The organism is Microbacterium sp. oral taxon 186 str. F0373, assembly GCF_000411455.1.
Lineage (GTDB): Bacteria > Actinomycetota > Actinomycetes > Actinomycetales > Microbacteriaceae > Microbacterium.
The window spans coordinates 1420097-1442937 of record NZ_KE150457.1 but is presented as its reverse complement, the minus strand read 5'-3'; the positions used below and the strand labels follow the sequence as shown (position 1 = coordinate 1442937).

Annotated in this window: 27 protein-coding genes; 10 read left to right on the top strand and 17 right to left on the bottom strand. The window is 69.9% G+C overall.

Annotated features, from left to right (window positions below; genetic code table 11):
- Positions 1–9 precede the first annotated feature (9 nt).
- On the top strand, positions 10–855 hold the full coding sequence (locus HMPREF1529_RS06745) for an NAD-dependent epimerase/dehydratase family protein (RefSeq protein WP_016464244.1): 846 nt from the start codon (positions 10–12) through the stop codon (positions 853–855).
- 42 nt (positions 856–897) lie between these two features.
- On the opposite strand, the gene HMPREF1529_RS06740 is transcribed toward HMPREF1529_RS06745, so the two are convergent.
- The 6 genes from HMPREF1529_RS06740 to HMPREF1529_RS15345 form a co-directional block, all read right to left on the bottom strand.
- Positions 898–1530: a response regulator transcription factor gene (locus HMPREF1529_RS06740; RefSeq protein ID WP_016464243.1), complete on the bottom strand. Its 633-nt coding sequence runs from the start codon at positions 1528–1530 to the stop codon at positions 898–900.
- Positions 1524–2633, bottom strand: a complete 1110-nt coding sequence (locus HMPREF1529_RS06735; protein WP_016464242.1) for a sensor histidine kinase — start codon at positions 2631–2633, stop codon at positions 1524–1526. Before HMPREF1529_RS06735 ends, HMPREF1529_RS06740 begins: the two co-directional genes overlap by 7 nt.
- 10 nt (positions 2634–2643) lie before the next feature.
- Positions 2644–3411 (bottom strand): ABC transporter permease, encoded by a 768-nt coding sequence (locus tag HMPREF1529_RS06730; RefSeq protein ID WP_016464241.1) that lies wholly within the window; start codon positions 3409–3411, stop codon positions 2644–2646.
- A 3-nt stretch (positions 3412–3414) separates the two neighbouring features.
- The gene (locus HMPREF1529_RS06725) at positions 3415–4347 is read right to left on the bottom strand and encodes an ABC transporter ATP-binding protein (RefSeq protein ID WP_016464240.1); all 933 of its coding nucleotides are present in this window, start codon (positions 4345–4347) and stop codon (positions 3415–3417) included.
- A gap of 87 nt (positions 4348–4434) precedes the next feature.
- A complete protein-coding gene (locus tag HMPREF1529_RS06720) occupies positions 4435–5031 on the bottom strand; it encodes a PadR family transcriptional regulator (RefSeq protein ID WP_016464239.1) in 597 nt (198 codons plus the stop codon).
- A 95-nt stretch (positions 5032–5126) separates the two neighbouring features.
- Complete coding sequence (locus HMPREF1529_RS15345; RefSeq protein WP_016464238.1) at positions 5127–6209, bottom strand: FUSC family protein; 1083 nt, start codon at positions 6207–6209, stop codon at positions 5127–5129.
- Between the two features lie 82 nt (positions 6210–6291).
- On the opposite strand from HMPREF1529_RS15345, the gene HMPREF1529_RS06710 reads away from it, so the two are divergent.
- Together HMPREF1529_RS06710 and HMPREF1529_RS06705 are read left to right on the top strand one after the other, a co-directional pair.
- Complete coding sequence (locus HMPREF1529_RS06710; RefSeq protein WP_016464237.1) at positions 6292–6993, top strand: GTP pyrophosphokinase; 702 nt, start codon at positions 6292–6294, stop codon at positions 6991–6993.
- Between the two features lie 25 nt (positions 6994–7018).
- Complete coding sequence (locus tag HMPREF1529_RS06705; RefSeq protein ID WP_016464236.1) at positions 7019–7600, top strand: J-domain-containing protein; 582 nt, start codon at positions 7019–7021, stop codon at positions 7598–7600.
- 176 nt (positions 7601–7776) lie between these two features.
- Here the strand turns inward: HMPREF1529_RS06705 and HMPREF1529_RS06700 are convergent, their stop codons facing one another.
- On the bottom strand, positions 7777–8754 hold the full coding sequence (locus HMPREF1529_RS06700; RefSeq protein ID WP_016464235.1) for a Gfo/Idh/MocA family protein: 978 nt from the start codon (positions 8752–8754) through the stop codon (positions 7777–7779).
- Between the two features lie 221 nt (positions 8755–8975).
- Here HMPREF1529_RS06700 and HMPREF1529_RS06695 point away from each other — a divergent pair, with 221 nt between their 5' ends.
- Entirely contained in the window at positions 8976–10286 is a 1311-nt protein-coding gene (locus HMPREF1529_RS06695; RefSeq protein WP_016464234.1) for an O-acetylhomoserine aminocarboxypropyltransferase/cysteine synthase family protein, read from the top strand.
- Positions 10287–10362: 76 nt separating this feature from the next.
- The gene (locus tag HMPREF1529_RS06690) at positions 10363–10962 is read left to right on the top strand and encodes a flavin reductase family protein (RefSeq protein ID WP_005049661.1); all 600 of its coding nucleotides are present in this window, start codon (positions 10363–10365) and stop codon (positions 10960–10962) included.
- A 27-nt stretch (positions 10963–10989) separates the two neighbouring features.
- Here the strand turns inward: HMPREF1529_RS06690 and HMPREF1529_RS06685 are convergent, their stop codons facing one another.
- From HMPREF1529_RS06685 to HMPREF1529_RS06660, 6 genes are all read right to left on the bottom strand, one after another.
- Positions 10990–11985, bottom strand: coding sequence for a class I mannose-6-phosphate isomerase (locus HMPREF1529_RS06685; RefSeq protein WP_005049660.1), 996 nt, complete (start codon positions 11983–11985; stop codon positions 10990–10992).
- An 11-nt stretch (positions 11986–11996) separates the two neighbouring features.
- Positions 11997–13202, bottom strand: coding sequence for an ADP-dependent glucokinase/phosphofructokinase (locus HMPREF1529_RS06680; protein ID WP_016464233.1), 1206 nt, complete (start codon positions 13200–13202; stop codon positions 11997–11999).
- A 28-nt stretch (positions 13203–13230) separates the two neighbouring features.
- The gene (locus HMPREF1529_RS06675; RefSeq protein ID WP_005049651.1) at positions 13231–14097 is read right to left on the bottom strand and encodes a ketose-bisphosphate aldolase; all 867 of its coding nucleotides are present in this window, start codon (positions 14095–14097) and stop codon (positions 13231–13233) included.
- A gap of 36 nt (positions 14098–14133) precedes the next feature.
- A complete protein-coding gene (locus tag HMPREF1529_RS06670; RefSeq protein ID WP_016464232.1) occupies positions 14134–14979 on the bottom strand; it encodes a carbohydrate ABC transporter permease in 846 nt (281 codons plus the stop codon).
- 1 nt (position 14980) lies between these two features.
- Positions 14981–15910, bottom strand: a complete 930-nt coding sequence (locus tag HMPREF1529_RS06665; RefSeq protein WP_016464231.1) for a carbohydrate ABC transporter permease — start codon at positions 15908–15910, stop codon at positions 14981–14983.
- Positions 15911–16016: 106 nt separating this feature from the next.
- The gene (locus HMPREF1529_RS06660; protein ID WP_016464230.1) at positions 16017–17318 is read right to left on the bottom strand and encodes an ABC transporter substrate-binding protein; all 1302 of its coding nucleotides are present in this window, start codon (positions 17316–17318) and stop codon (positions 16017–16019) included.
- A 179-nt stretch (positions 17319–17497) separates the two neighbouring features.
- Between HMPREF1529_RS06660 and HMPREF1529_RS06655 the strand changes: the two genes are divergently transcribed.
- Together HMPREF1529_RS06655 and HMPREF1529_RS06650 are read left to right on the top strand one after the other, a co-directional pair.
- On the top strand, positions 17498–18301 hold the full coding sequence (locus HMPREF1529_RS06655; RefSeq protein ID WP_005049647.1) for a DeoR/GlpR family DNA-binding transcription regulator: 804 nt from the start codon (positions 17498–17500) through the stop codon (positions 18299–18301).
- Positions 18302–18329: 28 nt separating this feature from the next.
- Entirely contained in the window at positions 18330–18686 is a 357-nt protein-coding gene (locus HMPREF1529_RS06650; RefSeq protein ID WP_005049643.1) for a DUF7882 family protein, read from the top strand.
- A 5-nt stretch (positions 18687–18691) separates the two neighbouring features.
- Here the strand turns inward: HMPREF1529_RS06650 and HMPREF1529_RS06645 are convergent, their stop codons facing one another.
- From HMPREF1529_RS06645 to HMPREF1529_RS06635, 3 genes are all read right to left on the bottom strand, one after another.
- Positions 18692–18988 (bottom strand): hypothetical protein, encoded by a 297-nt coding sequence (locus tag HMPREF1529_RS06645; protein WP_232212074.1) that lies wholly within the window; start codon positions 18986–18988, stop codon positions 18692–18694.
- 102 nt (positions 18989–19090) lie between these two features.
- On the bottom strand, positions 19091–19417 hold the full coding sequence (locus HMPREF1529_RS06640; RefSeq protein WP_005049636.1) for a DUF7882 family protein: 327 nt from the start codon (positions 19415–19417) through the stop codon (positions 19091–19093).
- A 38-nt stretch (positions 19418–19455) separates the two neighbouring features.
- On the bottom strand, positions 19456–19731 hold the full coding sequence (locus tag HMPREF1529_RS06635; protein ID WP_005049635.1) for a hypothetical protein: 276 nt from the start codon (positions 19729–19731) through the stop codon (positions 19456–19458).
- Positions 19732–19877: 146 nt separating this feature from the next.
- On the opposite strand from HMPREF1529_RS06635, the gene HMPREF1529_RS15820 reads away from it, so the two are divergent.
- A complete protein-coding gene (locus HMPREF1529_RS15820) occupies positions 19878–20033 on the top strand; it encodes a hypothetical protein (protein WP_016464229.1) in 156 nt (51 codons plus the stop codon).
- 30 nt (positions 20034–20063) lie between these two features.
- Here HMPREF1529_RS15820 and HMPREF1529_RS06630 read toward each other — a convergent pair whose 3' ends face one another.
- Positions 20064–21170 carry a fatty acid desaturase family protein gene (locus tag HMPREF1529_RS06630; protein WP_005049633.1) on the bottom strand — a complete coding sequence of 369 codons (1107 nt, stop codon included), beginning with the start codon at positions 21168–21170 and terminating at the stop codon, positions 20064–20066.
- A gap of 163 nt (positions 21171–21333) precedes the next feature.
- Between HMPREF1529_RS06630 and HMPREF1529_RS06625 the strand changes: the two genes are divergently transcribed.
- Together HMPREF1529_RS06625 and HMPREF1529_RS06620 are read left to right on the top strand one after the other, a co-directional pair.
- Entirely contained in the window at positions 21334–22251 is a 918-nt protein-coding gene (locus tag HMPREF1529_RS06625) for an ROK family protein (RefSeq protein WP_016464228.1), read from the top strand.
- 59 nt (positions 22252–22310) lie between these two features.
- Positions 22311–22763, top strand: coding sequence for a hypothetical protein (locus HMPREF1529_RS06620; RefSeq protein WP_016464227.1), 453 nt, complete (start codon positions 22311–22313; stop codon positions 22761–22763).
- The last annotated feature ends 78 nt before the right edge of the window (positions 22764–22841 follow it).

Here is a 22841-nt window from a genome sequence, read left to right as displayed (position 1 = left end):
CTCGGACCCATGCGCATCGCCGTGACCGGAGCATCCGGAAAGCTGGGAACCGTCGTCGTCCGCGAACTGCGAGCGGCGGGCCATGACGTCGTCGGAATGGACGTCGTCGGCACCCGCGGCGCCGGCTTCGTGCAGGTCGACTTCACCGACTACGGGCAGACCGTCGACGCCCTGCAGGCTGTCAACGACCAGCATCACGGGCTCGACGCGGTCGTGCACCTCGCCGCCATCCCGGCTCCCGGCATCCGCTCCGACGTCGCCACCTTCCACAACAACATCGCGGTCACCTTCAACGTGATGTGGGCGGCGATCCGGCTGGGCATCACCCGCATCGTCACCGCGTCGAGCGAGACCGTGCAGGGCCTGCCGTTCGACGTGCCGCCGCCGTACCTGCCGGTCGACGAGGAGTACGCCGCCCGCCCCGAGACGGTCTACTCGCTCGTGAAGCACCTCGAGGAGACCATGGAGAAGGAGCTCGTGCGGTGGCACCCCGAGGTGTCGATCACCGCGCTGCGCTTCTCGAACGTCATGGTGCCGGCCGACTACGCCGAGTTCCCCTCGTTCGACGCCGACGCGACCCTGCGCAAGTGGAACCTGTGGAGCTACATCGACGCCCGAGACGCCGCCGCCGTCATCGGCCGGGCGCTGGAGGTCGCGCCGGCCGGGTTCGACCACTTCCTCATCGCGAACACCGACACGGTCATGAGCCGCCCGAACGCGGAACTGGTCGCCGAGGTGTTCCCCGACGTCGAGGTCCGCGGCGACCTCGGCGTCAACGATTCGCTCTTCTCGACCGCGAAGGCGCAGCGACTGCTGGGCTGGACCCCCCAGCACTCCTGGCGCGACGAGGTCTGAGCCGCGCGCGGGGCGAACGCCGACGGAAGCAGAGTGCGGCCGCTACAGCCACCCCTTGTCCTGCGCGATCCGCACGGCCTGAGCCCGGTTCGACGCGCCGAGCTTGCCGATCGCGGCGGAGAGGTTGTTGCGAACCGTGCCGGCCGACAAGTACACCTCTGCGGCGATGGCGGGGGCATCGCGGCCGTCGGCGGCAAGGCGGAGGATCTGCCGCTCCCGTTCGCTGAGTGGGTTGGCACCGTCGAACAGGCTCGCCTCGGCGAGCTGCGGGTCGACGACCCGCAGCCCGGCATGCACTCGCCTCACCGCGTCGGCGAGGTGCTCGACCGATGCGTCTTTCACGACGAATCCGGCGGCCCCGGCATCCAAGGCGGCGCGAAGATAGCCCGGTCGGGCGAACGTCGTGACGATGAGCACCCGCGTATGCGGGCTCGCCGCCCGGATCGCCAGGGTCGCCTCGATCCCGTCCCGACCGGGCATCTGGATGTCCATGAGACAGACATCGGGCTGCTCGGCCTCGACGATGCGAAGGGCCTCGTCGCCGTCGCCGGCGACACCGACCACCCTCATGTCCGGCTCGAGATCGAGCAGCGCGGCCAGAGCCCCGCGGAGCATCGCCTGGTCGTCGGCGAGGACGATCCGAATGCCCCCGGCCCGATCTTCGACGCTCACCACGTCACCTCCACGCTCGTGCCGCCCGCACCTGCGGCCGTGATCGACAGCCGCGCCCCCGACATGGCGGCGCGCTCCCGCATCCCCCGCACACCGTTGCCCTCGGGTCCGCGTATGCCGCGCCCGTCGTCGGCCACGACGAGGCCGCCGGGACGGATACGGACCGACACGGCGGAGGCGGAGGCGTGGCGAAGCACGTTCGTCGTCGCCTCCCGGAGGATCCAGCTCGCAGTGAGAGCCTGTGCGGGCGAGAGCGCCTCGGCATCCCCGTGCACGACGAACCCGACACCCGCGGCGCGCAGCACGTCACGGCTCGTCGCCAGTTCGTCGGCGAGCGTCGCACTGCGGATGCCGGCGACGGTCTCCCGCACCCCCGACAGCGCCTCCGCGGTGAGAGCCTCGATGTCGGCGAGCTCGGCGTCGGCGCGCTCGGGATCGGTGGCGATGAGTCGTCGCGCGAGCTGCGCTTTCACGCGCACGACGGTCAGTGAATGGCCGATCAAGTCATGCACGTCGCGCGCGACGGCCTCCCGTCCCTCGCTCGTCGCGAGCTCGACTTCGAGCTGCTGCGCCTGCACGGAGCGGACGATGAGCGCCGTCGTGACGGTGTTGACGGTCGCCAGGAGCACGATGATCGCGAGCACCGCCACGTAATCGACGCCATCCGGCAGCAGAAGCACCGTCGCCGCCGCGACGCCGATTCCGCCCGCGACCGTCGCCCAGTGGGCCGGACGGGTGAGGCCGTAGGACGCGAACGACATGACGAACGGAACGAAGCTCAACGCGTTGCCCGACACCGCGGGGATGGTGAGCGCGGCGCACACGATCAGCGCGCCGAACGCCACCCACTGGATCGGCCTCGGCGGCGTGAGCAGCCCGCCGCCGTCGCCGCTCATGCCGTTGAGGAAGGCTGCGATGTAGATGAGCACGAAGGCGACGAGCGCGACCCAGCCTGTCACGATCCAGCCGGCATCGGCGGCCGATCGCAGCAGGCCGAGAATCGGGTAGATGAGGAAGACGAGCCACACGACGGCCATGACCCAGCCGTAGCGTTCCCAGACCGAGTCGGGGCCCCGCTCCCGCACGCGCCCTGCCTCGCGACTCATGCTCTCGACCCTACCGACGGGCGCGAGAGCGCTTCACGCCGACTCCGACCAGCGCGGCGAACACGACCAGCCACACGACGATGTTGAGGGCGATGCCCCACGGCTGATCGGTCTGACCGGTGGTGAGGACACCGTCGGTGAGCGGCCAGCGCGCGAGCGCCACCACACCGTACATCGGTGTGAACCGGGCGATGTCGAGCATCGTGCCGTCCAACGGCATGAAGACGTTTCCGAAGAATCCGAAGAAGGTCAGCGAGATCGAGGCGAGCGTCGCCGCGCCGTCCGAGCGGAACACGAGCCCCATCCCCAGCCCGTAGAGCCCGAACAGCAGCGCACCGCCGAGAACGAGAACCGCGGAGGCGGCCCAGCGCCATCCGTCCGACGCCTCCGCTCCCGTGGCGGCGCCGACCACGAAGACGAGCGCCACCGCGAGCGTCGCCGCCGCCAGCGCGGTGATCAGCTTCGTCGCCGCGTACCCGGCGGTGCGCAGCGGCGTCATGGCCAGCTGGCGTCCCCATCCCTGCGCCGCCTCGACAGCCGCCGTCGACGTCGCCGAGGTCATCGCCACCGCCGCACCGTAGGCCGCCATCGACACCATGACGTAGAAGCGGACGTTGCCGTGTCCGGCCGACATCCCGCCATAGGCGGCGCCCGCACCGAACAGCAGGTACATCCCCACCGGCATCGCGAGAGTGAACGCGAGCGTGTACGGGTTTCGCACCTGACGCAGCGCCTCCACGCGCAGCATCGTGGGCGAGATCGTGAACGCGTGAGCCATGGGTCAGTCCTCCGTCAGCGCCGTGAAGGCAGTCTCGAGTGTGGGAGCCGTGACCTCGAGGTCGTGGGCGCCGGCACGCAGCAGGGCGAACGCCGCGGCGTCGGCGTCGACGGCGCGCAGGTGAACGCGCCCGCCCTCCTCGCGCAGGTCGGTGACACCGTTCGTCGCAGCGAGAACGCCGACCAGCGCCGCGGCGCCGTCGGCGGGAAGGGCCGCGGCCACCGTGCGGGCGCCGAGGCTCGCCCGCAGCTGCGCCGTCGGAGCGTCCGCGACGATCCGCCCGCGGTGCATCACGACGGTGCGTTGCGCGAAGTGCTCCGCCTCTTCGAGGTAGTGGGTGGCGAAGACGATCGTGCGCCCGGCATCCGCCTGCGCTCGCATCACGTCCCAGAACCGCTGGCGCGCCGTCACGTCCATGCCCGCGGTCGGCTCGTCGAGCACGAGGATCTCGGGATCGGCCACGAGCGCCAGCGCGAAGCGCACCCGCTGCTGCTCCCCGCCCGAGCACTTCGACACCCGACGCCGAGCGAGTGGCTCCAGCGCCGTCTGCCGCATCACTTCCGGCACTCGTTGCAGGGCCGCACGCCCGTGCAGCGAGGCGATCACCTCGACGCTCTCGCGCACCGTGATGTCGCCGAGCAGCCCTCCGGTCTGCAGGACGGCGGCGATGCGACCGGATGCCGCGGCATCCGCCGCCCGCTGCCCGAGCACCCGCACCGTGCCCGCGGTGGGCTCGACCAGCCCGAGCAGCATGTCGAGGGTCGTGGTCCTGCCGGCGCCGTTGGGTCCCAGCAGGGCCACGATCTCGCCCCGGTGAACGGTGAGGTCGATGCCGTCGACCGCGCGCACGGTGCGCTCGCCCAGACCGAAGGAGCGCTCCAGGTCGTCGAGGCGGAGGACGACGGATGCGAGGGTGGCGGCGCGTGCGGTGGTCACACATCCACTCTGATCGCGCACGCCCGGAACGTCAGGAGGGCGCTGTCACGAGCGGAACATGACACGTGTCACGTCTCGGTGCGCCTCTCACGGAGTCGCGGCGGCGCTCCGCGCCGGCCGTCCCCGCTTGGGCCGCTCGGACGAAAGCCCCTGCGCAAGCGAGGCGATCGACGGGCTGGACAGCCGCTCTTCGACGTGTGCGAGCCAGCGCACCTCCGACTCGGCGGTGAACAGCGACGCCGACAGCGGCAGCGCTCCGACCACGGATGCCGGATCGTCGACATCCACGCCGGCGTAGCGCGCCGTCAGTTCGTCGAGCCGCCCCTGAGATGCCGCACGCTGCGCGCGCACCAGGTACAGCACATCGACTCCGGGCAAGGTCGCTGCGAGAGCGACCTTCACCGCCAGTTCGTCGCGGGCTGCTTCCCCCCGCTCGACAGGAGTGTCGAACCATTCGCGCACGGCCGCCGACCCGTCGTCCGTGATGCGCCAGTACACGTGGCCCTGGGCGTCGACGTCGTCTTTGGAGACGAGCCCGTCGCGCTCCAGGCGCTCCAGGGTGTTGTAGATCTGGCCGACGTTCAGCGAGCTCGCCCCGGTGCGTCGCGTGAACTCGGCGCGCAGCTGATACCCGTAGCACGGCGCTTGATCGAGGATCGCCAGCAGGTTGTGACGCACCGACATCTGTGCTCCCCCGACCTTCCAGTATGTAATTTCTCAGTATATGCATACGCGGAAAATCGGCCCGCGCAGGGCGTGCGGCTGGCGGCCGCCAGCCGTCAGTCCCCTGCGCGAAGCCGCACCGCGAGCGCCGCGGCCGTCCCCACCGCCGCCCCGACCACGGTGTCGACGATCCGTTCCAGAGCGAGCGGCAGCGTCTCGGCCGCGCCCGTCGCCGCGCCGATGAGCAGCAGCACGAGCGGCGTGATGAACACCAGCGCGAGCGCGTAGTGGCGCACCACCACCATCTCGATGGCGAACTGCAGCGCGCCCAGCAGCAGTCCGAGCGCCCAGATGGGCAGCGGCACGAACGCCAGCGCGAGATAGAGCCCGCCGCCGACCACGGTGCCGACGGTGCGGTGGATGCCACGCGTCGTCGCATCCCGCCGCCCCACCGGCAGCCCGACCACGGCCAGTCCCGCACACACGATCCAGTACGAACGAGCGGGGTCCACGACTGCGGCCGCGGCCACCCCCGCGACGGCGACGATCGCAGCGCGGAGCGTCAGCGTCTGGGCGAGCGCCGACCATCGCAGAGGAAAGAGCGTCCCCAGCGAACGCGGCTGCTCCCGGCGGTACCGCGGCAACAGCAGCGGCGCCGCGACGACCAAGCAGGCGAAAGCCCCCGAGGCGGCGACGATGGCCAGGTAGATCGCCGGATCGACGACGCGCACACCCCCGTGGGGCGAGGTGATCTGGGCCGACAAACCGAACACGAGCACGAAGAACACCGGTCCGGGCGGCCCGAGCGAGACCGCACCCGCCAGCGCCGATGCGACGATCGCCGTGACCAGCACCCCGCCGAGCATGAACGGCACGCCGCCCCCGGCCGCGAGGGTTCCCGCCGCGGCGCACACCCACAGCGCCAGCGCCACCAGCGGCGCGACGCGGGCACGCTCGCGCGGGCGCAGCCAGCCGCCGTAGATCACGGCGAAAGCCCCGGTCGCCGACAACAGGGCGAGGTGCGGATACCCGGATGCCGCGAGCGCCACGATCGGCACGGTCATCGCGAGCCCCGCCTGCAAGGCCAGCGGCCAGCGCCGGCCGCGCGCGGGCCCGAAGGTCGCGAGGCTCCGCGCGACGTGGGCCGCCTCCGCGCGCACGCGGGCGCCGAAGCGGGGCGACGGGGTGGACGACGACATCCCCTCATTCTCCCTCGCCGCTCGGGCCGACTCCCCCGGTTCGCACAGCCGGCGCCGAGGAGGGCTGGCTACGGTCGAGACCATGGAAGCGATTTCGCAGCCCCTGTCCATCTCGACCGACGAGGGAGTGACGACGTTCTCGGCCGAGCAGCTGCGGATGATGCGCGACGAGTTCCAGCGTTTCCTGCTCGAGTACCAGTTCGGCCTGCGGGAGGTCGAGACCAAGCTCGGCATCCTCCGCGACGAGTTCCTGCTGATGCACGACTACAACCCGATCGAGCACGTCTCCAGTCGGGTGAAGTCGGCCGACAGCCTCGTCGACAAAATCACGCGCAAGGGTGTCGATCCCAGCTTCGACGCGATCCGCGCGGCCATCACCGACATCGCCGGCATCCGGGTGACGACGAGCTTCACGAAGGACGCCTACCGCCTGTTCGACCTGCTCACGCAGCAGGACGACATCACCGTGCGGGAGGTGAAGGACTACATCGCCCACCCCAAGGCCAACGGCTACAAGAGTCTGCACGTGATCGTCGAGGTTCCCGTCTTCCTCTCGTCGGGCCGGGTCGATGTGGCCGTCGAGGTGCAGTTCCGGACGATCGCGATGGACTTCTGGGCGAGCCTCGAGCACAAGATCTACTACAAGTACGCCGGCGCGGTTCCCGACGGTCTGCTCGCCGAGCTCAAGGAGGCGGCAGACTCGGCATCCCTTCTGGACGCCCGCATGGAACGCCTGCACGGTCAGCTGCACGGGCCGGCGTCTGCGACGATCCAGGCCGTCTGAGTTCTCTGCCGCATAGCCTGGACGCATGAGCGAGGACCCGCGCCTGGAGGCGGCGCGCTACCGGATCGCGCGGGAGGCACGCGCATCCGGGGACAGCACCGCCGCAAATGGCGCCGACGATGCGCCTCCGACCGCGCGGGGCACGCCCACCGCCCACGAACGCGCCATGTACGTCGAGACGGCCATCCAGCAGGCGATCCGCCGCGGAGACTTCGACGACCTGCCCGGCGCCGGCAAACCGCTGGAAGGCCTCGGCGATCACCACGACCCCGACTGGTGGATCCGCCGCAAGATCCAGAACGAGCGTCTCACCGGCCTCGGACCCGCCGCGCTGATGCTGCGCACCGAGGATGCCGAGTTCACGCAGACCCTCGACGCCCTGACGCGCGACGCCGACGTGCGCGCCCACGTCGAGGACTTCAACCGCCGCGTGATCGAGGCTCGCCGCCAGCTCCAGGGCGGTCCGCCCGTCGTGACGGCCACCCGCGACGTCGACGCCGAGGTCGCCGCGTGGCACGAGCGTCGGCGGCAGCGCACCGCGGCGGCATCCATCCCGCCGTCGGAGCCCGAGCCTCGACGCCGGCGCGGTCTGTTCCGCAGGCGCTGAGCCCGCCCGGCCGGGCCCGCGCCGGATGACAACGGATGCGGAGACGGGCAACAGATGCGGAAAGGAGAATGCCCCCGCATCCGAATCCGTTGACGGTTTCCGCATTCGCGTGCGCCGACGCCGACGCCAGCGCCGGCGCAGTGCCGGATGCCGGGAGCCGAGTGCCGGGTGCTGGCTCAGCCGATCGCGGCTCGCCAGTCCTCGAGCAGGCGCGCCGTGGTGCGCGTCTGCGCCCACAGCATCTCGGGGGCCTCGGTGCGGCCGTCCCGCAGCGCCAGGATCGTCGCATCGGCCTCGACGGCCATGGGACTGGACGTCTGCGTGTGGATCCGCTCGACGGTGCCGTCGGGGCGGCGCAGCACGGCGTCGGCGGTCGAGACCACGCGACTGCCCCAGACGTTCTCGATCTCGAGCACACCCTCCGTTCCGTGCACCACCGCACGGCGGGGAAGGTCCGCGGTGATCGCGGTGGCGATGCGCGCCTCGAACCCGCCGAACGCGACGGTGGCCCGGGCCTGCTCATCAACAGCGCCGACGACGCCGTCGGCATCCACGATCACGGGCGGGCGGTCGATGCCCGCCCATGCGGCCAGCCCCACGGCGAGGGATGCCGGGTAGCACCCGACGTCGAGCATCGCGCCGCCGGCCGTCGCCGGGTCGAACAGACGCCCATCGTGCGCGTCGGCGGTGAAGCCGAGCGTCGACTCCACCGACCGCAGCTCGCCGATCGCGCCCGACGAGATGAGCTGGCGAAGACGCTCCGCGAACGGACCGAAGCGGTACTTGAACGCCTCGACGACGGGAAGCCCGACGCGCGCAGCATGGGCGAGCACGGCCTCCGTCTCGGCGACCGAGATGCCCAGCGGCTTCTCGCACAGCACCGCCTTGCCCGCATCGAGCGCGGCGTGGGCGAGCTCGGCGTGGGTCGTGTGGACGGTGCCGATGTACACGGCATCCACGTCGTCGCGCGCGAGCACCTCGTCGTACGTGCCGGCGACCGACGCACCGTGGCGGTCGGCGAACTCACGCGCCCGGATGCCGTCTCGCGCACCCACCGCGTGCAGAACTCCGTGTTCGGCGTGCGGCAGCGCCGCAAGGAAGTCGCCCGTGATGACGCCGGCGCCCAGGACCGCCCAGCGTGCTTTGTCGCTCATGGTTCCACGCTAGCGGCGCCGGGCCGCGCGCCGGTGTCGCGCGGATGCGGATGCGGATGCGGTCAACGGAAGCGGAGATTGCGCGGCGTATGCTCCGAATCCGTTGTCGCTGTCCGCATCCGTGCACGTGGCGCCTCCGCCGACGGACGACGCCGGCCGTCGCAGGGATGCCGCGAAGTGTTACGGCCGATCCGTCACAATCGCCCGCGCCGCCCTAATCTGTGCTGGTGAGCACGCAGCCCGAGAGCGCCGACTACGGTTTCGACACCCGACAGGTGCACGCGGGCGAGGTCGATGAGCGCAACCACGGTGCGCGCATCACCCCCATCTACCTGACGGCCGCCTACCGCTTCGACTCGTTCGCCCAGGCCGAGGACCGCTTCACGGGAGCCGAGACGGGTCAGCTGTACTCGCGCAACCTCAATCCGACGCACGAGGTCGCCGAGCGCCGCATCGCCTCCCTCGAAGGCGGGACGGGCGCGATCGTCGTGGGCTCCGGCCAAGCGGCGATCTCGGCGTTGCTGCTCGGGCTTGCCGGCGCGGGCGAACGCCTCGTATCCACCGCCAGCATCTACAGCGGCACGCGCATCCTGTTCGACCGCACCTTCGCCCGGCTGGGCGTGTCGACCGACTATGTCCGCGACCCGTCCGACGAGGCCGAGTGGGAGCGGCGGATCACGCCGCAGACGAAGGCGATCTTCGTCGAGACGATCCCCAACCCGAAGAACGACCTCGTCGACGTCGCCGCGGTCGCTCGCATCGCACGGCGGCACACGATCCCACTGATCGTGGACAACACCGTCGCGACCCCGTACCTCATCCGCCCACTCGAGCACGGCGCCGATGTCGTCGTGCACTCCTCGACGAAGTTCCTCACCGGGCACGGCGCCGCCCTGTCGGGTGTGATCGTCGACGGCGGCCGCTTCGACTGGGCCGGCTCGTCCCGCGACTACCCGGGGCTGACCGCGCCGGCCACCCCGGGCCGCCCCGCGCTCGTTGACAGCCACGGCGAGCGCGCACTCGAGGCCTACCTGCGCTTCGGCATCGTCAACGACCTCGGCGCCGCTCTGTCGCCGGTCAACTCGTTCCTGCTGCAGCAGGGCATCGAAACCCTGTCGCTGCGCATGGCGAAGCACCTCGAGAATGCCGAGATCGTCGCCGCGTGGCTGGCGACGCACCCCGCCGTGGAGAGCGTCGACTTCGCGGCTCTGCCCTCGAGCCCCTTCCACCGCATCTCGCGGGAGCGTTTCGGCGGCCACGCCGGATCGGTGTTCGCTTTCACCGTCCGGGGCGGACGGGCCGCCGCGGAGCGCTTCTTCGACAGCCTTCGCCTCATCAGCCGCATGACCAACATCGGCGATGTCCGCTCGATGGCCCTGCATCCGGCGACGACGACGCACGTCTCGTTCCCTCCCGAAGAGCGCGAGCGTCTGGGCATCGGCGATGGGCTCATCCGCCTCTCGATCGGCATCGAGACGGCATCCGACCTCATCGCCGACCTGGACCGGGCTCTCGCCGCAGCCTCTTCCTGACGGTTGACGGCTCCGGACATGTCGCCGTATTGCGTCTGACGGAGCCGGCCTGCGCCAGGGCGTTTACCGTGGATATATGACCTCGTCGCCCACCGCACCGATCGCCGTGCCGGTCGATGCCCCCGCGCACCACACCACCGACCTCACCTCACCGGGCTTCTCGTCGTCGCTGTCGGCCGACGAGTTCAAGGCGCTCTTCCGCGGCCACCCGGGCGGCGTCGCCGTCATCACCGCCGACGCCGGCGACGGACCGGTCGCGCTCACCGCGACGAGTGTCGCGAGCGTGAGCGCCGAGCCTCCCCTGCTGATCTTCTCGGTGTCCGCCCTGTCGTCGTCGGCCGCCGTGCTCGCGAAGGCCGAGACGGTCGTCGTCCATCTGCTCGACGCCCACGACCTCGACCTCGCCCGCCTCGGCGCCACCAGCGGCGTCGATCGCTTCGACGGGTCGCAGCCGTGGTCGCGTCTGGTCACCGGTGAGCCGGTCTACCACGACGTGCGCGCGTGGGTGCGGTGCGCCGTCATCGAGCGGATGGATGCCGGCGGCTCCACCGTGTTCGCGGCGCACGCGCTGCAGTCCCAGCTCGAGCGCGACGTCGCCCCGGGCGAGCCCGGCGACGCACTGGTCTACCACAACCGCACCTGGCACCGCCTCGGCGAGCACTCGCGCATCTCCTGACCCCGCCCGGGCACCGAACGCGACAGGTTACGGCGCCGGTGGCCGCGCGACCAGAAGCTCACCGCGGCCGCTGGCGACCACATCGCCCTCTGCCGCCGCGATCAGCCACGTCGTTCCCGCCCCGGCCTCAGCGCCGCCGATCACCACCTCTCCCGCCGTGACGACCACGACGGCGAAGCCCGCAGCGACGATGGCCGCGCCGTCGAGGACGTGACGCTCGAGGCGGAAGTACTCGTCCGCCGCTGCAGGAAGCACCGACCCCTCGTTCTCGGCCGGCGCCGGGTGGACGAGCCCGGCGATCTCGGCGGCGCTGCGCGCCCGACGGTTGACGGCGGTCAGGGCGCGGTCGAAGCCGATCCCCACGTGTCCATCGGCTGCTCCGTCCAGCGCGAAGCCGCGCCACTCGAGCAGGATCGAGAGGTCTTCGGGCTGCTGCAGCTCGAGCAGCAGCACCCCTTCGCCGATCGCATGCAGCTCTCCGGGCGGCACCCACACCACGTCGCCCGCGTGCACGTCCACGCGGTGCAGCAACGCCAGCATCTCGTCGGTCTCCTGACGCGCCACCATCCCTGCCAGGCGGTCGGCGTCGATGTCGTCGCGCAGCCCGAGGTGCACCGCTCCGCCGGAGAGGATGTACCAGGCCTCGGCCTTGCCGTGCGCGCGGCCGAGATGAGCGGCCGCGAAGGCATCGTCGGGGTGGGCGTGCACCGGGAGGCGCTGGCCGGCATCGAGGAGCTTCACGAGCAGACGCGTATCGGCGCCCCACCGTTGCGCGTGCGCACGGCCCAGCCAGTGCACGGGGTCGGCCGTGACGGCGTCGCGCAGCAGGATGCCGGCACCGCCCGGACCGTCGGGGAGCACCGTCAGGCCCGTCCGCGCCTCGCCGGCCACGGTCGTCGTGGAGGCGATCCAGTCCTCCGGCTCGCGTCCGGCCGGTGGCGGCTCGGCGCGGAACGCGCAGATGCGGGCGCCGCCGCGGTAGAAGCGGTCCGCGGGGCGGTTCGAGGGCAGCCGGATCGGCATGACGATCGCCGTCAGCGCGCCGACACCGCGTCGGCGGCGGCACGCGTGACCGACAGGAATCCGCCGACGAAGCTGTCGCCGAGACCGATGGTGGTGGGCGTCGCCGTGTCGACCACGACGGCGGCCACCCCCGCGGCATCGGGCCGGGACGCCTCGATCGCCGCCACGACGCGGACGCCGTCCGGATGCCGCGGCAGTCGCCCGGTGTCGTCGAGGTCGGCCGCGTCGAACACATCGCCGAGACGGTAGCGCGTCCCCGAGACCCGCACCGCCGCCTCGAGGGCGGAGCGGTGGCGCCGCGCGCGGGGGCCGACCGCGATCGACCAGAGGCGCGTGTGCACGACGAGCGCCGGCACCGGGATGAGCCGGTGCGCCTCGGCGAGTGCGGCGTCGACCTGCGCGGGATCGCGCAGGTCGACGGCCCGACCGACGTACTCCTGCAGCTCGTCTTCGTTCATGCCGTAGACGTCGATGCGCGACAGCAGGCGATCGCGGGCGATCGCGGCGAACTCACGGCGATAGAACCCGGCATCCTCGTAGTAGACCAACGCCTCGGCCGGAAGATGCCCCATCGCCGCCCACAGGTCGTCCAGACGCGCGGCCAGCAGGTCGGCATCCTGCATCGTGTTGAATCCCGACACGAGGAAGGCGTCGGCGTCGCGCAGGCGCTCGCCGAGCTGGGGGGCGATCGCCATCTCGCGGTTGGGGCGATCGTTGGCGACGATCACGCGGTTCGCCGACGGTGCCACGATCTCCCCGTCGGCGAGCGCGACGACGGCCCTCGCGGGGTACTGCACGATCAGGTGCGGGTCGAGGGTGTCCGCCGCGGCGGAGCACACCCAGTCGATGATCGGCGGCATGAGCCGTCGCACGTTGTCGTCGATGCTCACGAGGTGCTGCGTGCTCGGGATGCCGAGGTTCGCCAGCGCGATTCCCGCGCGCACACCCGTCCCGCCCAGCGTCACCGCCGTGTCGAAACGCGCCGCGAAGGCGTCGAGCAGGTCGGAGGAGGCGGCGAACCGCTCCCCTCCGACGCCGCGTTCGAGCAGACCGAGGATCGCGACGATGAGCGCACGCTCGTCCTCGATGGGCGCCGCGCTCACCAGCTCGTCCCGCCGCACGCCGTAGTGACGGGCCAGAGTGCTGATGACCGCGGCATCCCACCGGATCTCGTAGTCGACGGTGCCGCCGAGTCCGAGGACGAGTCGCGCGCTCATGGTGTCGATGATCTCCCGCCGGCCTCGGTCAGTACAGGTCGGCCTTGCCGGCGGCACCGAACAGGTCGATCTTCTCGGCGGCCGTCACCTTGAGGGCGGCGATCGGCTCGGGCTGGATGGCGTTCGGCTCGCGCAGACGCTCATCGGTGCCGAGGATCTCGCGCATGCGGTTGTGGTAGCTCACCTTGATGTCGCTGGAGATGTTGATCTTGTTGATGCCGAGCGAGACGGCGCGGGCGAGCTCCGCGTCGGGGTTGGCAGAGCCGCCGTGCAGGACGAGGGGGATCTTCACCGCGGCCTTGATCTGCTCGAGCAGGTCGTGACGCAGTTCCGGGTTCTTGTCGGACGGGTAGAGCCCGTGCGAGGTGCCGATGGCGATCGCGAGGCTGTCGACGCCGGTCTCGGCGACGAAGCGCACGGCGTCGTCGACGTTGGTGTAGATGATCTCCGCGGCGCCCGACTCGCCGTAGCTGTCGTTGGCGCCGATCGTGCCGAGCTCACCCTCCACCTGGATGCCGACGGCGTGCGCGGCCTCGACGACCTTGCGGGTGAGCGCGACGTTCTCTTCGAACGGCAGCAGCGACGCGTCGATCATGACCGACGTGAAACCGGCCTGGATGGCGACGATCATCTGCTCGTACGTGCCGCCGTGGTCCCAGTGGATCGCGACGGGCACGGGCGAGCGGTGCGCGCGCTCGCGGATGGCGACGATGAGGTCGGTCGTCACGTGCGAGACCTCGTCGGGGTGGATCGCGATGATGACGGGCGCGTTCTTCTCCTCGCTGATGTCCATGACGCCGAGGAACATCGCCCAATCGCTGATGTTGAAGGCCGGGATGGCGAAGTTGTTCTGGTTGGCGATGTCGAGGATGGACTTGCCGGTGTACAGCACCACGGTGGATTCTCCTGTGTTCGGTGGGGTGGGGTTCGGTCAGCTCTTCACCGAGCCGGCCGTCAGGCCGCTGATGAAGTAGCGCTGGAAGAAGAGGAAGAGGATGAGCACGGGGATCGAGCCGAGCACGCTCATCGCCATGATCTGGTTCCACTCGTAGGAGTGCTGACCCATGAGCAGCTGGATGCCGATGGGGACGGTGCGCATGTCGATCGTGCGGGTCAGCGTCAGGGCGAACAGGTACTCGTTCCACGCGATCATGAACGTGTAGATGCCCACCGACACGATGCCGGGCACCGAGATGGGCACGAGCACGCGCCACAGCGCAGTCATCGAGCCCGCGCCGTCGACGCGGACGGCTTCGTCCAGCTCACGCGGCAGGGTGTTGAAGTAGCCGGTCATCATGATGATCGCGTAGGGCAGCGTGAAGACCATGTAGGTGAGGATCAGGCCGGGATACGTGTTGTACAGGCCGAGGCCCACCATCAGACCGAAGTAGGGAATGAGCAGCGTGATCGGCGGCACCGCCTGCACGCTCACGATGATGACGTTGAGCACACGCTTGCCGCGGAACTCGAACCGGCTGAAGGCGTACGCCGCCTGGATGGCGACCAGCAGCGTCAGCACCGTCACGGCACCGGCGACGATGTAGCTGTTGAGGAAGAAGCGCATCGTCTCGGGGTTGGTGAAGATCGCGATGTACGCGTCGAACGAGAACGTGTCGGTGATCAGTCGTGGCGGCAGCTCGAAGATCTCGGTGTTCGACTTGAACGAGTTCGACAGCATCCACAGCACGGGACCGGCCGCGAACACCGCCCCGAGGATGAGGCCGAGGTAGATGCCGGCACGAGCGGTGCGCCGACGGGTCTGCACGGACATGGCCATCTCAATCCCTCGCCTTCTGGTGCCGCACGTAGAACACGGCCAGGACCATCGACATGAGCAGGACGAGCACGGCGGCGGTGGCCGCGAGCGAGAAGTCGTACGTGGCGAAGGCCAGTTTGTAGGTGTAGGTGCTGAGCACCTCGGTCACATCGATCGGGCCCCCGCCGGTGGTCATCCAGATGAGGGCGAACTGCTGAGAGGTCCAGATGAGGTCCAGCAGCAGCAGGCTCACGATGATGGGGCGCAGCTGCGGCAGGGTGACGTTCCAGAAGCGCTGCACGCTGCTCGCGCCGTCGACGGTGGCCGCCTCGTACAGGTCGCTGGGGATGCCCTGCAGGCCGGCCAGCAGGCTCACCATGAAGAAGGGGTAGCCGGCCCAGATGTTGATGAAGGTCACGGTGCCGAGGGCGAGCTGCGGGGAGGCGAGCCACTCGATCTGAGACTGGAGCAGGAAGTTGATGACGCCGTTGGGGGCGAGCAGCATGCGCCAGAGCACGGCGATGACGGCGACGGTGAACAGCCACGGCAGGACGTAGAGGCCGCGGAAGACGGCGCGGGAGAAGCCGCCGATGAGCGGGCTGTTCAGCATGAGGGCGAAGCCGAGTCCGAGCACGAGGTGCGCGGCGACGCTGACGACCGTGAAGACCACCGTGTTGGAGGTCGTCTTCCAGAAGGTCGCATCGCCGAGGACGGCGAGGTAGTTCTCCAGCCCGACGAACTCGCTGTGCTTGCTGAGGATGACGTTGCTCTGCAGCGAGTAGCCGATGACCATGACGATCGGGACGATCATCAGGACGAGCAGCAGGATCAGCGTCGGCGCAAGGAAGCCGTAGGACTCCGTGGTGCGCCGCAGTTGACGACGACGACGCGAGTGGGCGACGCCGGTCACCAGCACTTCGGTGTCCATCGAGACGGGTGTTTTGAGGGTCATGAGACCGCACGGCTCCTTGCGGGGTTCCGGGGGCACCGGAGGGGTGGGTGGACGGGTGCCGCACCGCTGTCGCTCAGCGATGCGGCACCCGGGTGGGCGGGACGACTCAGAACGCCGCGGCCCAGGACGTCTGCGCGTTCTTCAGCGCGTCGCCCATGGACTGCTGCCCGTCGAGGGCCGTCTGCAGCTGCTGGCCGAGCTGGCGCATGAGGTCCTCCGCGGTCGGCAGACCCGTGAACTCGTTCGCGGGATACCCCGCCTTGTAGATGTCGAAGGCCTTCTTGAACAGTTCGTCGCTGCCCGAGAAGTCCGGGGTGGACTGCGTGTTCCCGGGGAACGCCTTGGCGAGGGTCGACAGCTTCGAGTTGGTGTCCTTGCTCATCAGGAACGACACGAGCTTGAATGCGGCATCCTTGTGCGCGGAGTTCTCGGCGACGCCGATGCCCCACGACGCGTACGGGATGCCGCGCTCTCCGGTGTACCCGTCGGCGGCCGGGATGGCCGAGATCGAGAACTTCAGGTCCGGGTTCGACTGGCGGATCAGGTTGATGTGGGCGAGCGAGTCGATCATCATGCCGACGCGGCCGTTGGTGAACTCCTCGACCTTGTCCTGCTCCTTCATGGTGAAGGATCCGGAGGCGATGACGCCGTCCTTCCACAGCCCGTCGATGTAGTCCATCGCAGACGTCACGTCCTTGTTGGTGAGGTCGGGCTTGCCGTCCTTCAGCATCGAGCCGCCCGACGCCCACACCCAGGACATCACGTCGTTCTGCACGCCGTTCGGCGCCTCGAGCGACAGCGGGAGGACCCAGCCGGAGACGTCGCCGCCGAGCGCCTTGACCTTCTTCGCGGCGTCGGCGAACTCGGTGCGCGTGGACGGGGGTGCGGCCACACCGGCCTTGGCGAGGAGGTCGTCGTTGGTGAACATCGGGTAGACGAAGTTGACGACCGGGATCATGTAGGTGTTGCCGTCGACCTTGATCTGGCTGGCGAGCTGGCTCTCGTCGTAGGTGCTCTGCGTCATCAGGTCGGTGAGGTTCGCGATCACACCCTTGGAGGCGAAGTCGTTGACCCACGCGCCGTCCAGGCCGACGACGTCGGGCATGGTGCCGGATGCCGCGCCGGCGAACAGCTGCTCCTTCGTCGATGCGTACGGGCCGCTGACGAGCTTGACCTTGACGCCCGGGTTCTCGGACTCGAACTGGTCCATCAACGCGCGGAACTGCCCGTCGGGCAGCTCCGGCTCCCACCACTGCGCGAACTCGATCGTGACATCTCCGCCGGCGCCGCCGCTGCCGGACGGCGACGCGCTGCTGGAGCAGCCCGCCATCGCGACCAGCGTCACTGCCGCCGCAACCGCGCCGAGAACCGTGCGGGCCGTGCTGTGACCCCGCCCCACTCTGGACATCGTTTCTCCTCTTTGAGTTTGTGCGCCCTCCGCACCACTGCGGATTAATGCGTCTTTCAGCACCATTATGCCGTCTTTTGCCGCTAGGTCAAGAGGTTCTCTCCGCAAACTGCCATCTTCTGCTGTCTTATGCCGGTTATGGGCGCGAAAACGGCATGCGCTGTGCTAGGGATGAAGACATGGACAAAGCAGCCTCGCGTGGCCGTCGACTTCCCGCCGGCCGCAAAGCCGACCTCGCGGCCTATGTCGCCGAGCAGGGGCAGGTCACGGTGGCCGAGCTGTCGGAGCACTTCGACGTGTCGATCGACACCGTGCGCCGCGACCTCGACCAGCTCCATCGCGAGGGCGCTCTCATCCGCACACACGGCGGCGCCGTGAGCGCCACCGACGGCGCACTGCGCGACCGCGGTCTCGACGTGCGCCTGCGCGTGCAGGTGGAGGAGAAGGAGAAGATCGCCCGGCTCGCGGCCGAGATGGTCGACGACGGCGCGGTCGTCATGCTCAACGCCGGCACGACGACGCTCGCCGTCGCCCGTGCCCTCCGAGGACACCGTGATCTCACGATCGCGACCAACAATCTGAGGATCCCCGCGGAGATCGCCCCGTCGGCGTTTCGCGACCTCTACGTGTTCGGCGGAGCCGTCCGCACGATCACGCAGGCCACGACCGGCCCGGTGACCTTCGCGATGGCAGCGGGCGGGCGCGAACTCGACATCCGCTGCGACCTCGCGCTGGTCGCGGTCGGCGCCGTCGACGAGTCCGGGTATTCGACGAGCAACCTCGGCGACGCGACCATGATGGCGGAGATGATCGACCGCGCCGACCGGACGGCGGTGCTCGCCGACTCCTCCAAGCTCGGGCGTCGGCTCTTCGCCCAGGTCGCCCCCCTCGAGGGCGTCGATTACCTCATCACCGACGCTCCCCCACCTCCCCCTCTCGCGAACGCACTGGTGCAGGCCGGCGTGAGTCTCGTCGCTCCCTGATCGCCGCGGCACGGCCTACAATCGCACCGTGGGCACGATCTATTACGGGGGCTCGGCTACTCCGATCCATATCGAGGACAGGGTGCTCGCACACCTGAAGGTGGTCGTGGCCACCAAGCTCCGCCGCGGCGAGAGCTTCACCGTGTCGTGGCAGCACCCCGACGGCGAGACGCGAGGCCGCAGCACCATCTGGCTGCATCCATCGATCCCGTTGCGCTTCGTCTTCGACGATCCCGAGCCCACGGAGCTGAACCGTGCGTGGATCGAAGAGCTGGCCCAGTCAGCGAGCACGTCCGGCGGCATCCAGCTCACCGAGGAGCAGATCGAGTCGGTCGACGGTGACGCGGACAACGCTCCCCAGACGGTCGCCGTCGCGGACGACTGATCGCCTCAGAAGCCGCGCGCCGGAGGGAAGTGCGGGATCGGAACCGGCCGGCGCGATGTCGACTGTTCTTGCGCGCGGAGGATCTCCTCACCTCTCTCGACGCATTCCTCCAGCGACGACAGGCGTGATCGCCGAGCACCGCCTCTGATCCAGACCGTCTCGAACCCGCCGTCCGTGCGCTCGATGTAGGCCACGACGAACTCGGCGTCACGTGCGCTCACGCGCCGGTCGCACAATCGCCAGGCATCCTCATCGATCGGGAGGAGTTCGAGGTGGCCGCCGACATGCGCTGTCTGCGTCATCGCCGTCATCATCGTCACCGCCTTCTCACCCACTGTCGGGGAAGCCAGCCGGCGGGGCGAGGGGATTGACAGGCCCCCGCGCCCGTGCGACGCGCGAGACCGTCAGCCGGTCAAGACCTCACCGGAGTATGGTCCCTCGGGCTCGGGGACGATCTGCAGCCCCGCCGTCGAGTTCGCGGCGTGCGTCAGCGCCTCCAGCCACGCCCGGTTCAGTGCAGGCTGGCGACTGCCGTGATACGAGTACACGATCGACGCGTGCGGATGGAGCCAGATGGCCGTACGCCCATCGCCGAGGCTCGTGTCGTTGCGCCACGTGAACGTGAATGTCTCGCCGCGGCGGAGCTTCTGACTGATGACGACCTGCAGGTGCGCGAGCACGCGATCGTCGAACTCCGCTTTGACACTGCCGTCGTAACTGAACCGTCCCACCGCTCCACAGTAACGCGCGCCCCGATCGACTCGAGCCGCTAGGCGAGCGCCGCCGTGCGTCGGGAGATCTCCGCGCACGCCCGGTCGGCGCCCAGGATGTCGGAGGCGAGCGAGGTCGTCGCGTCCAAAACGGCGACGGGGATGCCGCTGCCGAGGAGCATCCGGCAGACGCTGAGGGCGCCGTCATCGATGCTGGGGAACTCGACGATGTCGGTGGAGCCGGTCTGGTTCAGGCGTTGCGCGTACGTCAGCACCGCATCCGCGACGTCATCGGTCGTGAGGATGCGATGCCCCTCGATCAGGATGTCTTTCACGGTTCGACCTCGCCGGGGATCGTCAGTACGTGGGATGGTGATCCTCAGTACAGCCGAACCGGCCGGCCGCGACGAGGGGCTTGACAGCCTCCCGCGACGATGTCAACCCCCCGCGCCCGCGCGCGCGACGAGGGCACACTGAGCGCATGGCACTCGCACTCATCCTTCTCATCGTCGGTATCGTCCTGATCCTTCTCGGCGTCTTCGTCGAAGCGGCGAAGTTCCTGCTGTGGATCGGACTGGTCATTCTGCTCATCGCGATCATCGCGTGGCTCATGCGCGTCGTGAAGCGCAACGCCTGACGCGACCGCAGCCGGCGCCGCCGTGGGCCGTCAGGCGCGGCGGTAGCCGGCGACCATCGGGCAGTCGAACGGATCGCGCGCCGCGAGCCCCACCCGGTTGAGGTAGTCGATGACGATGGCGTACGAACGCCAGACGCTCGTCTCGGTGTACGGGATGCCGGCGCCCTTGCAGTAGTCACGCACGACGGCACGAGCGCGCGAGAGGTGCGGGCGCGCCATGCTCGGGAACAGGTGGTGTTCGACCTGGTGGTTGAGGCCGCCGAACATCCAGGTGGCCCACCAGCCGCCGTTGATGTTGCGGGACGTGCGCACCTGCTTGGTGAAGAAGTCCAGTCGGGCGTTCGCATCGATGACGGGCATGCCCTTGTGGTTCGGGGCGAACGATGCCCCCATGTACACGCCGAACACGGCGAGCTGGACGCCGAGGAAGGCGAAGGCCATCCCGAGCGGCAGGAGCAGGAAGACGGGGACGATGACGACCGCGAGTCGCGTCGTGATGAGCGCGAGCTCGAGTCCGCGCTTTTTCACCGGCTGCCGCGACAGCAGGTGGCGGATGCCGTGCGCGTGCAGGTTGAGCCCCTCCAGCGTCAGCAGCGGGAAGAAGAACCAGCCCTGGCGGCGGGTGATGAACCGGCGGATGCCGCGGGCCTGGACGGCATCCTCGACGAGGAACGAGATCGTGTCGACCTCGATGTCGGGGTCCTTGCCCACGCGGTTGGGGTTGGCGTGGTGGCGGGAGTGCTTGGAGTCCCACCACGAGTAGCTGATGCCGACGACGCCGGCGGCGAGGATGCGCGCAAGGCGATCGTTCGCCGGCCCCGAGGACAGGATCTGCCGGTGCGCCGCCTCGTGGGCGAGGAACGCGACCTGGGTCAGCACGATGCCGAGCGCCGCCGCGATGAGCAGCTGGAACCAGCTCTGGCCGAGCAGGACGAAACCGGCGACGCACCCGGCGAGGCAGAGGGCCAGCGCCGCGCCGACGAGAGCGTAGAAGACCGGAGCCCGGCGCAGCAGCCCGAGTTCCTTCACCACCTGCGACACCTGGGTGTACGAGCGCGCGACCGGCGGGAACGTCTCCGACGTCGCGTACGTCTGCCGGATCGGGCCGAGAGTGGATGCGGGGGTGAGTGTGGCCATGACCGGCTCCGTTGATCGGCGGTCCATCGCGGGAGACGATGCCCGTGGGGCGAAGCCAAAGGCGGATGCCGATCGCTGGTGCCGACACTACGCTTACGTCTATACGGCGCCCGGCATACTCCCGGCTCCGCCCCCCCTCTCGACGACTCCTCAAGGACGCGGCATGACTCTGGCACTGGCGATCGATCTCGGCGGCACAAAGATCGAGAGCGCCCTCGTCGACGCGGACGGCGCGATCGTCGAGGGCTCGCGCCACCGCACCCCGACCGGCGCGGGCGCCGCCACGGACGTCACCGTTCTCGAGCGCGGACTCACGGAGGTGATCGACGGATGCCGCGCGCACCCGCGGTGGAACGAGGTCGTCGCGGCGGGCATCGGCGCGGCCGGGCCGATCGACATCACCGCCGGCACCATCGCGCCGATCAACCTTCCCGCGGCGCACGGATTCGCCATCGTGGCGGCGGTGCGAACCGCAAGTGGGCTGGACGCCGTGACGCTGCGCCTGGACGGCACGTGCATCGCCCTCGCCGAGGCGTGGCGGGGTGCCGCACGCGGGGTGCGCAACGCGATCGTGTTCGTCGTGTCGACGGGTGTCGGCGGCGGCATCGTGTCGGATGGGCGGCTCGTCGCCGGTGGTTCGGGCAACGCGGGACACCTCGGGCAGATCCTCGTCGCCGACGTCGACGGCGAGCCGGCGGCATCCACCCTCGAGCAGCGTGCCTCGGGACCGCACACGGTCGCCTGGGCGCGCGCCCAGGGCTGGGCGGGCACGACCGGCGAGGAGCTCGCGGTCTCGTACCGCGCGGGCGAGGACGTGGCGGTCGCGGCGGTCGCGCGGTCCGCGCACGCGGTGGGCGTCGGTCTCACGAGCGCGGCGACCCTGCTGGATCTCGAGCTGGCGGTCGTCGGCGGCGGGTTCTCGTTCGTGGCGGACGACTATCCGGACCGCATCGAACGCGTCGTTCGCGACAGCGCCGTCAACGCCTACGCCGGGCGGTTGAAGGTCGTGCGTGCCGGGCTGGGCGGGGATGCCCCGCTCATCGGCGCCGGCGCACTCGTGCACCGCGCCGACCTGCTCTGAATCCGCCCCCTGCGCTCCGACGCCCCTCGACGTCTTGACGATGTCGAGGGTCGGTGCCGGTGCGCGCACTGTTCCTGTCCGAACCCCCGTTCCACTTCGGCGTCCACGAGCCGGCTCCCGATCTCCCCTCGCGCATCCAGGCGCTCGTCGACGCGGGAGATCGCGAGGAGGCCGTCGTCCTGTTCCAGCGCGAGGCGGTCGGACTTCCCGACGCGATGATCGCGCAGTTCCGCGCGACCGACGCCTTCGCCGGTGTGGTGCCGCTGGCACAGTCGACCGTCTACGACGCGACACTCGCGCGCGAGCTGTCCACGCCGACCGATGCCATGCTCGCCGTCGACGTCCCGGTGACGATCCTCTGCGGTGAGCAGACCTTCCCGTTCCTCAGCGCGGCTGCCGAGCGCCTCGCGGCGGCGATGCCGCACGCCGAGCTGATCGTCTCGCCGGAGTCGGTCGGTCATCGACTCGATGCGCAGGCGGCGACACGGATCGTGGCGGCGCGGCTCGCCTGACGCGCAGCCCGCCCGCCAATCCGTTCGGCGTCGCGCCTCGAACAACCTCCGTCACGACACCGGTCGCGACCCGAACAG

Bases quoted from the DNA above. Each gene is read 5' to 3' on its own strand.
- HMPREF1529_RS06745 (WP_016464244.1), top strand. From the start codon at position 10: ATGCGCATCGCCGTGACCGGAGCATCCGGAAAGCTGGGAACCGTCGTC.
- HMPREF1529_RS06735 (WP_016464242.1), bottom strand. From the start codon at position 2,633: ATGAGTCGCGAGGCAGGGCGCGTGCGGGAGCGGGGCCCCGACTCGGTC.
- HMPREF1529_RS06730 (WP_016464241.1), bottom strand. From the start codon at position 3,411: ATGGCTCACGCGTTCACGATCTCGCCCACGATGCTGCGCGTGGAGGCG.
- HMPREF1529_RS06720 (WP_016464239.1), bottom strand. From the start codon at position 5,031: ATGTCGGTGCGTCACAACCTGCTGGCGATCCTCGATCAAGCGCCGTGC.
- HMPREF1529_RS15345 (WP_016464238.1), bottom strand. From the start codon at position 6,209: ATGTCGTCGTCCACCCCGTCGCCCCGCTTCGGCGCCCGCGTGCGCGCG.
- HMPREF1529_RS06710 (WP_016464237.1), top strand. From the start codon at position 6,292: ATGGAAGCGATTTCGCAGCCCCTGTCCATCTCGACCGACGAGGGAGTG.
- HMPREF1529_RS06705 (WP_016464236.1), top strand. From the start codon at position 7,019: ATGAGCGAGGACCCGCGCCTGGAGGCGGCGCGCTACCGGATCGCGCGG.
- HMPREF1529_RS06700 (WP_016464235.1), bottom strand. From the start codon at position 8,754: ATGAGCGACAAAGCACGCTGGGCGGTCCTGGGCGCCGGCGTCATCACG.
- HMPREF1529_RS06690 (WP_005049661.1), top strand. From the start codon at position 10,363: ATGACCTCGTCGCCCACCGCACCGATCGCCGTGCCGGTCGATGCCCCC.
- HMPREF1529_RS06685 (WP_005049660.1), bottom strand. From the start codon at position 11,985: ATGCCGATCCGGCTGCCCTCGAACCGCCCCGCGGACCGCTTCTACCGC.
- HMPREF1529_RS06680 (WP_016464233.1), bottom strand. From the start codon at position 13,202: ATGAGCGCGCGACTCGTCCTCGGACTCGGCGGCACCGTCGACTACGAG.
- HMPREF1529_RS06670 (WP_016464232.1), bottom strand. From the start codon at position 14,979: ATGGCCATGTCCGTGCAGACCCGTCGGCGCACCGCTCGTGCCGGCATC.
- HMPREF1529_RS06665 (WP_016464231.1), bottom strand. From the start codon at position 15,910: ATGACCCTCAAAACACCCGTCTCGATGGACACCGAAGTGCTGGTGACC.
- HMPREF1529_RS06660 (WP_016464230.1), bottom strand. From the start codon at position 17,318: ATGTCCAGAGTGGGGCGGGGTCACAGCACGGCCCGCACGGTTCTCGGC.
- HMPREF1529_RS06655 (WP_005049647.1), top strand. From the start codon at position 17,498: ATGGACAAAGCAGCCTCGCGTGGCCGTCGACTTCCCGCCGGCCGCAAA.
- HMPREF1529_RS06645 (WP_232212074.1), bottom strand. From the start codon at position 18,988: ATGACGCAGACAGCGCATGTCGGCGGCCACCTCGAACTCCTCCCGATC.
- HMPREF1529_RS15820 (WP_016464229.1), top strand. From the start codon at position 19,878: ATGGCACTCGCACTCATCCTTCTCATCGTCGGTATCGTCCTGATCCTT.
- HMPREF1529_RS06630 (WP_005049633.1), bottom strand. From the start codon at position 21,170: ATGGCCACACTCACCCCCGCATCCACTCTCGGCCCGATCCGGCAGACG.
- HMPREF1529_RS06625 (WP_016464228.1), top strand. From the start codon at position 21,334: ATGACTCTGGCACTGGCGATCGATCTCGGCGGCACAAAGATCGAGAGC.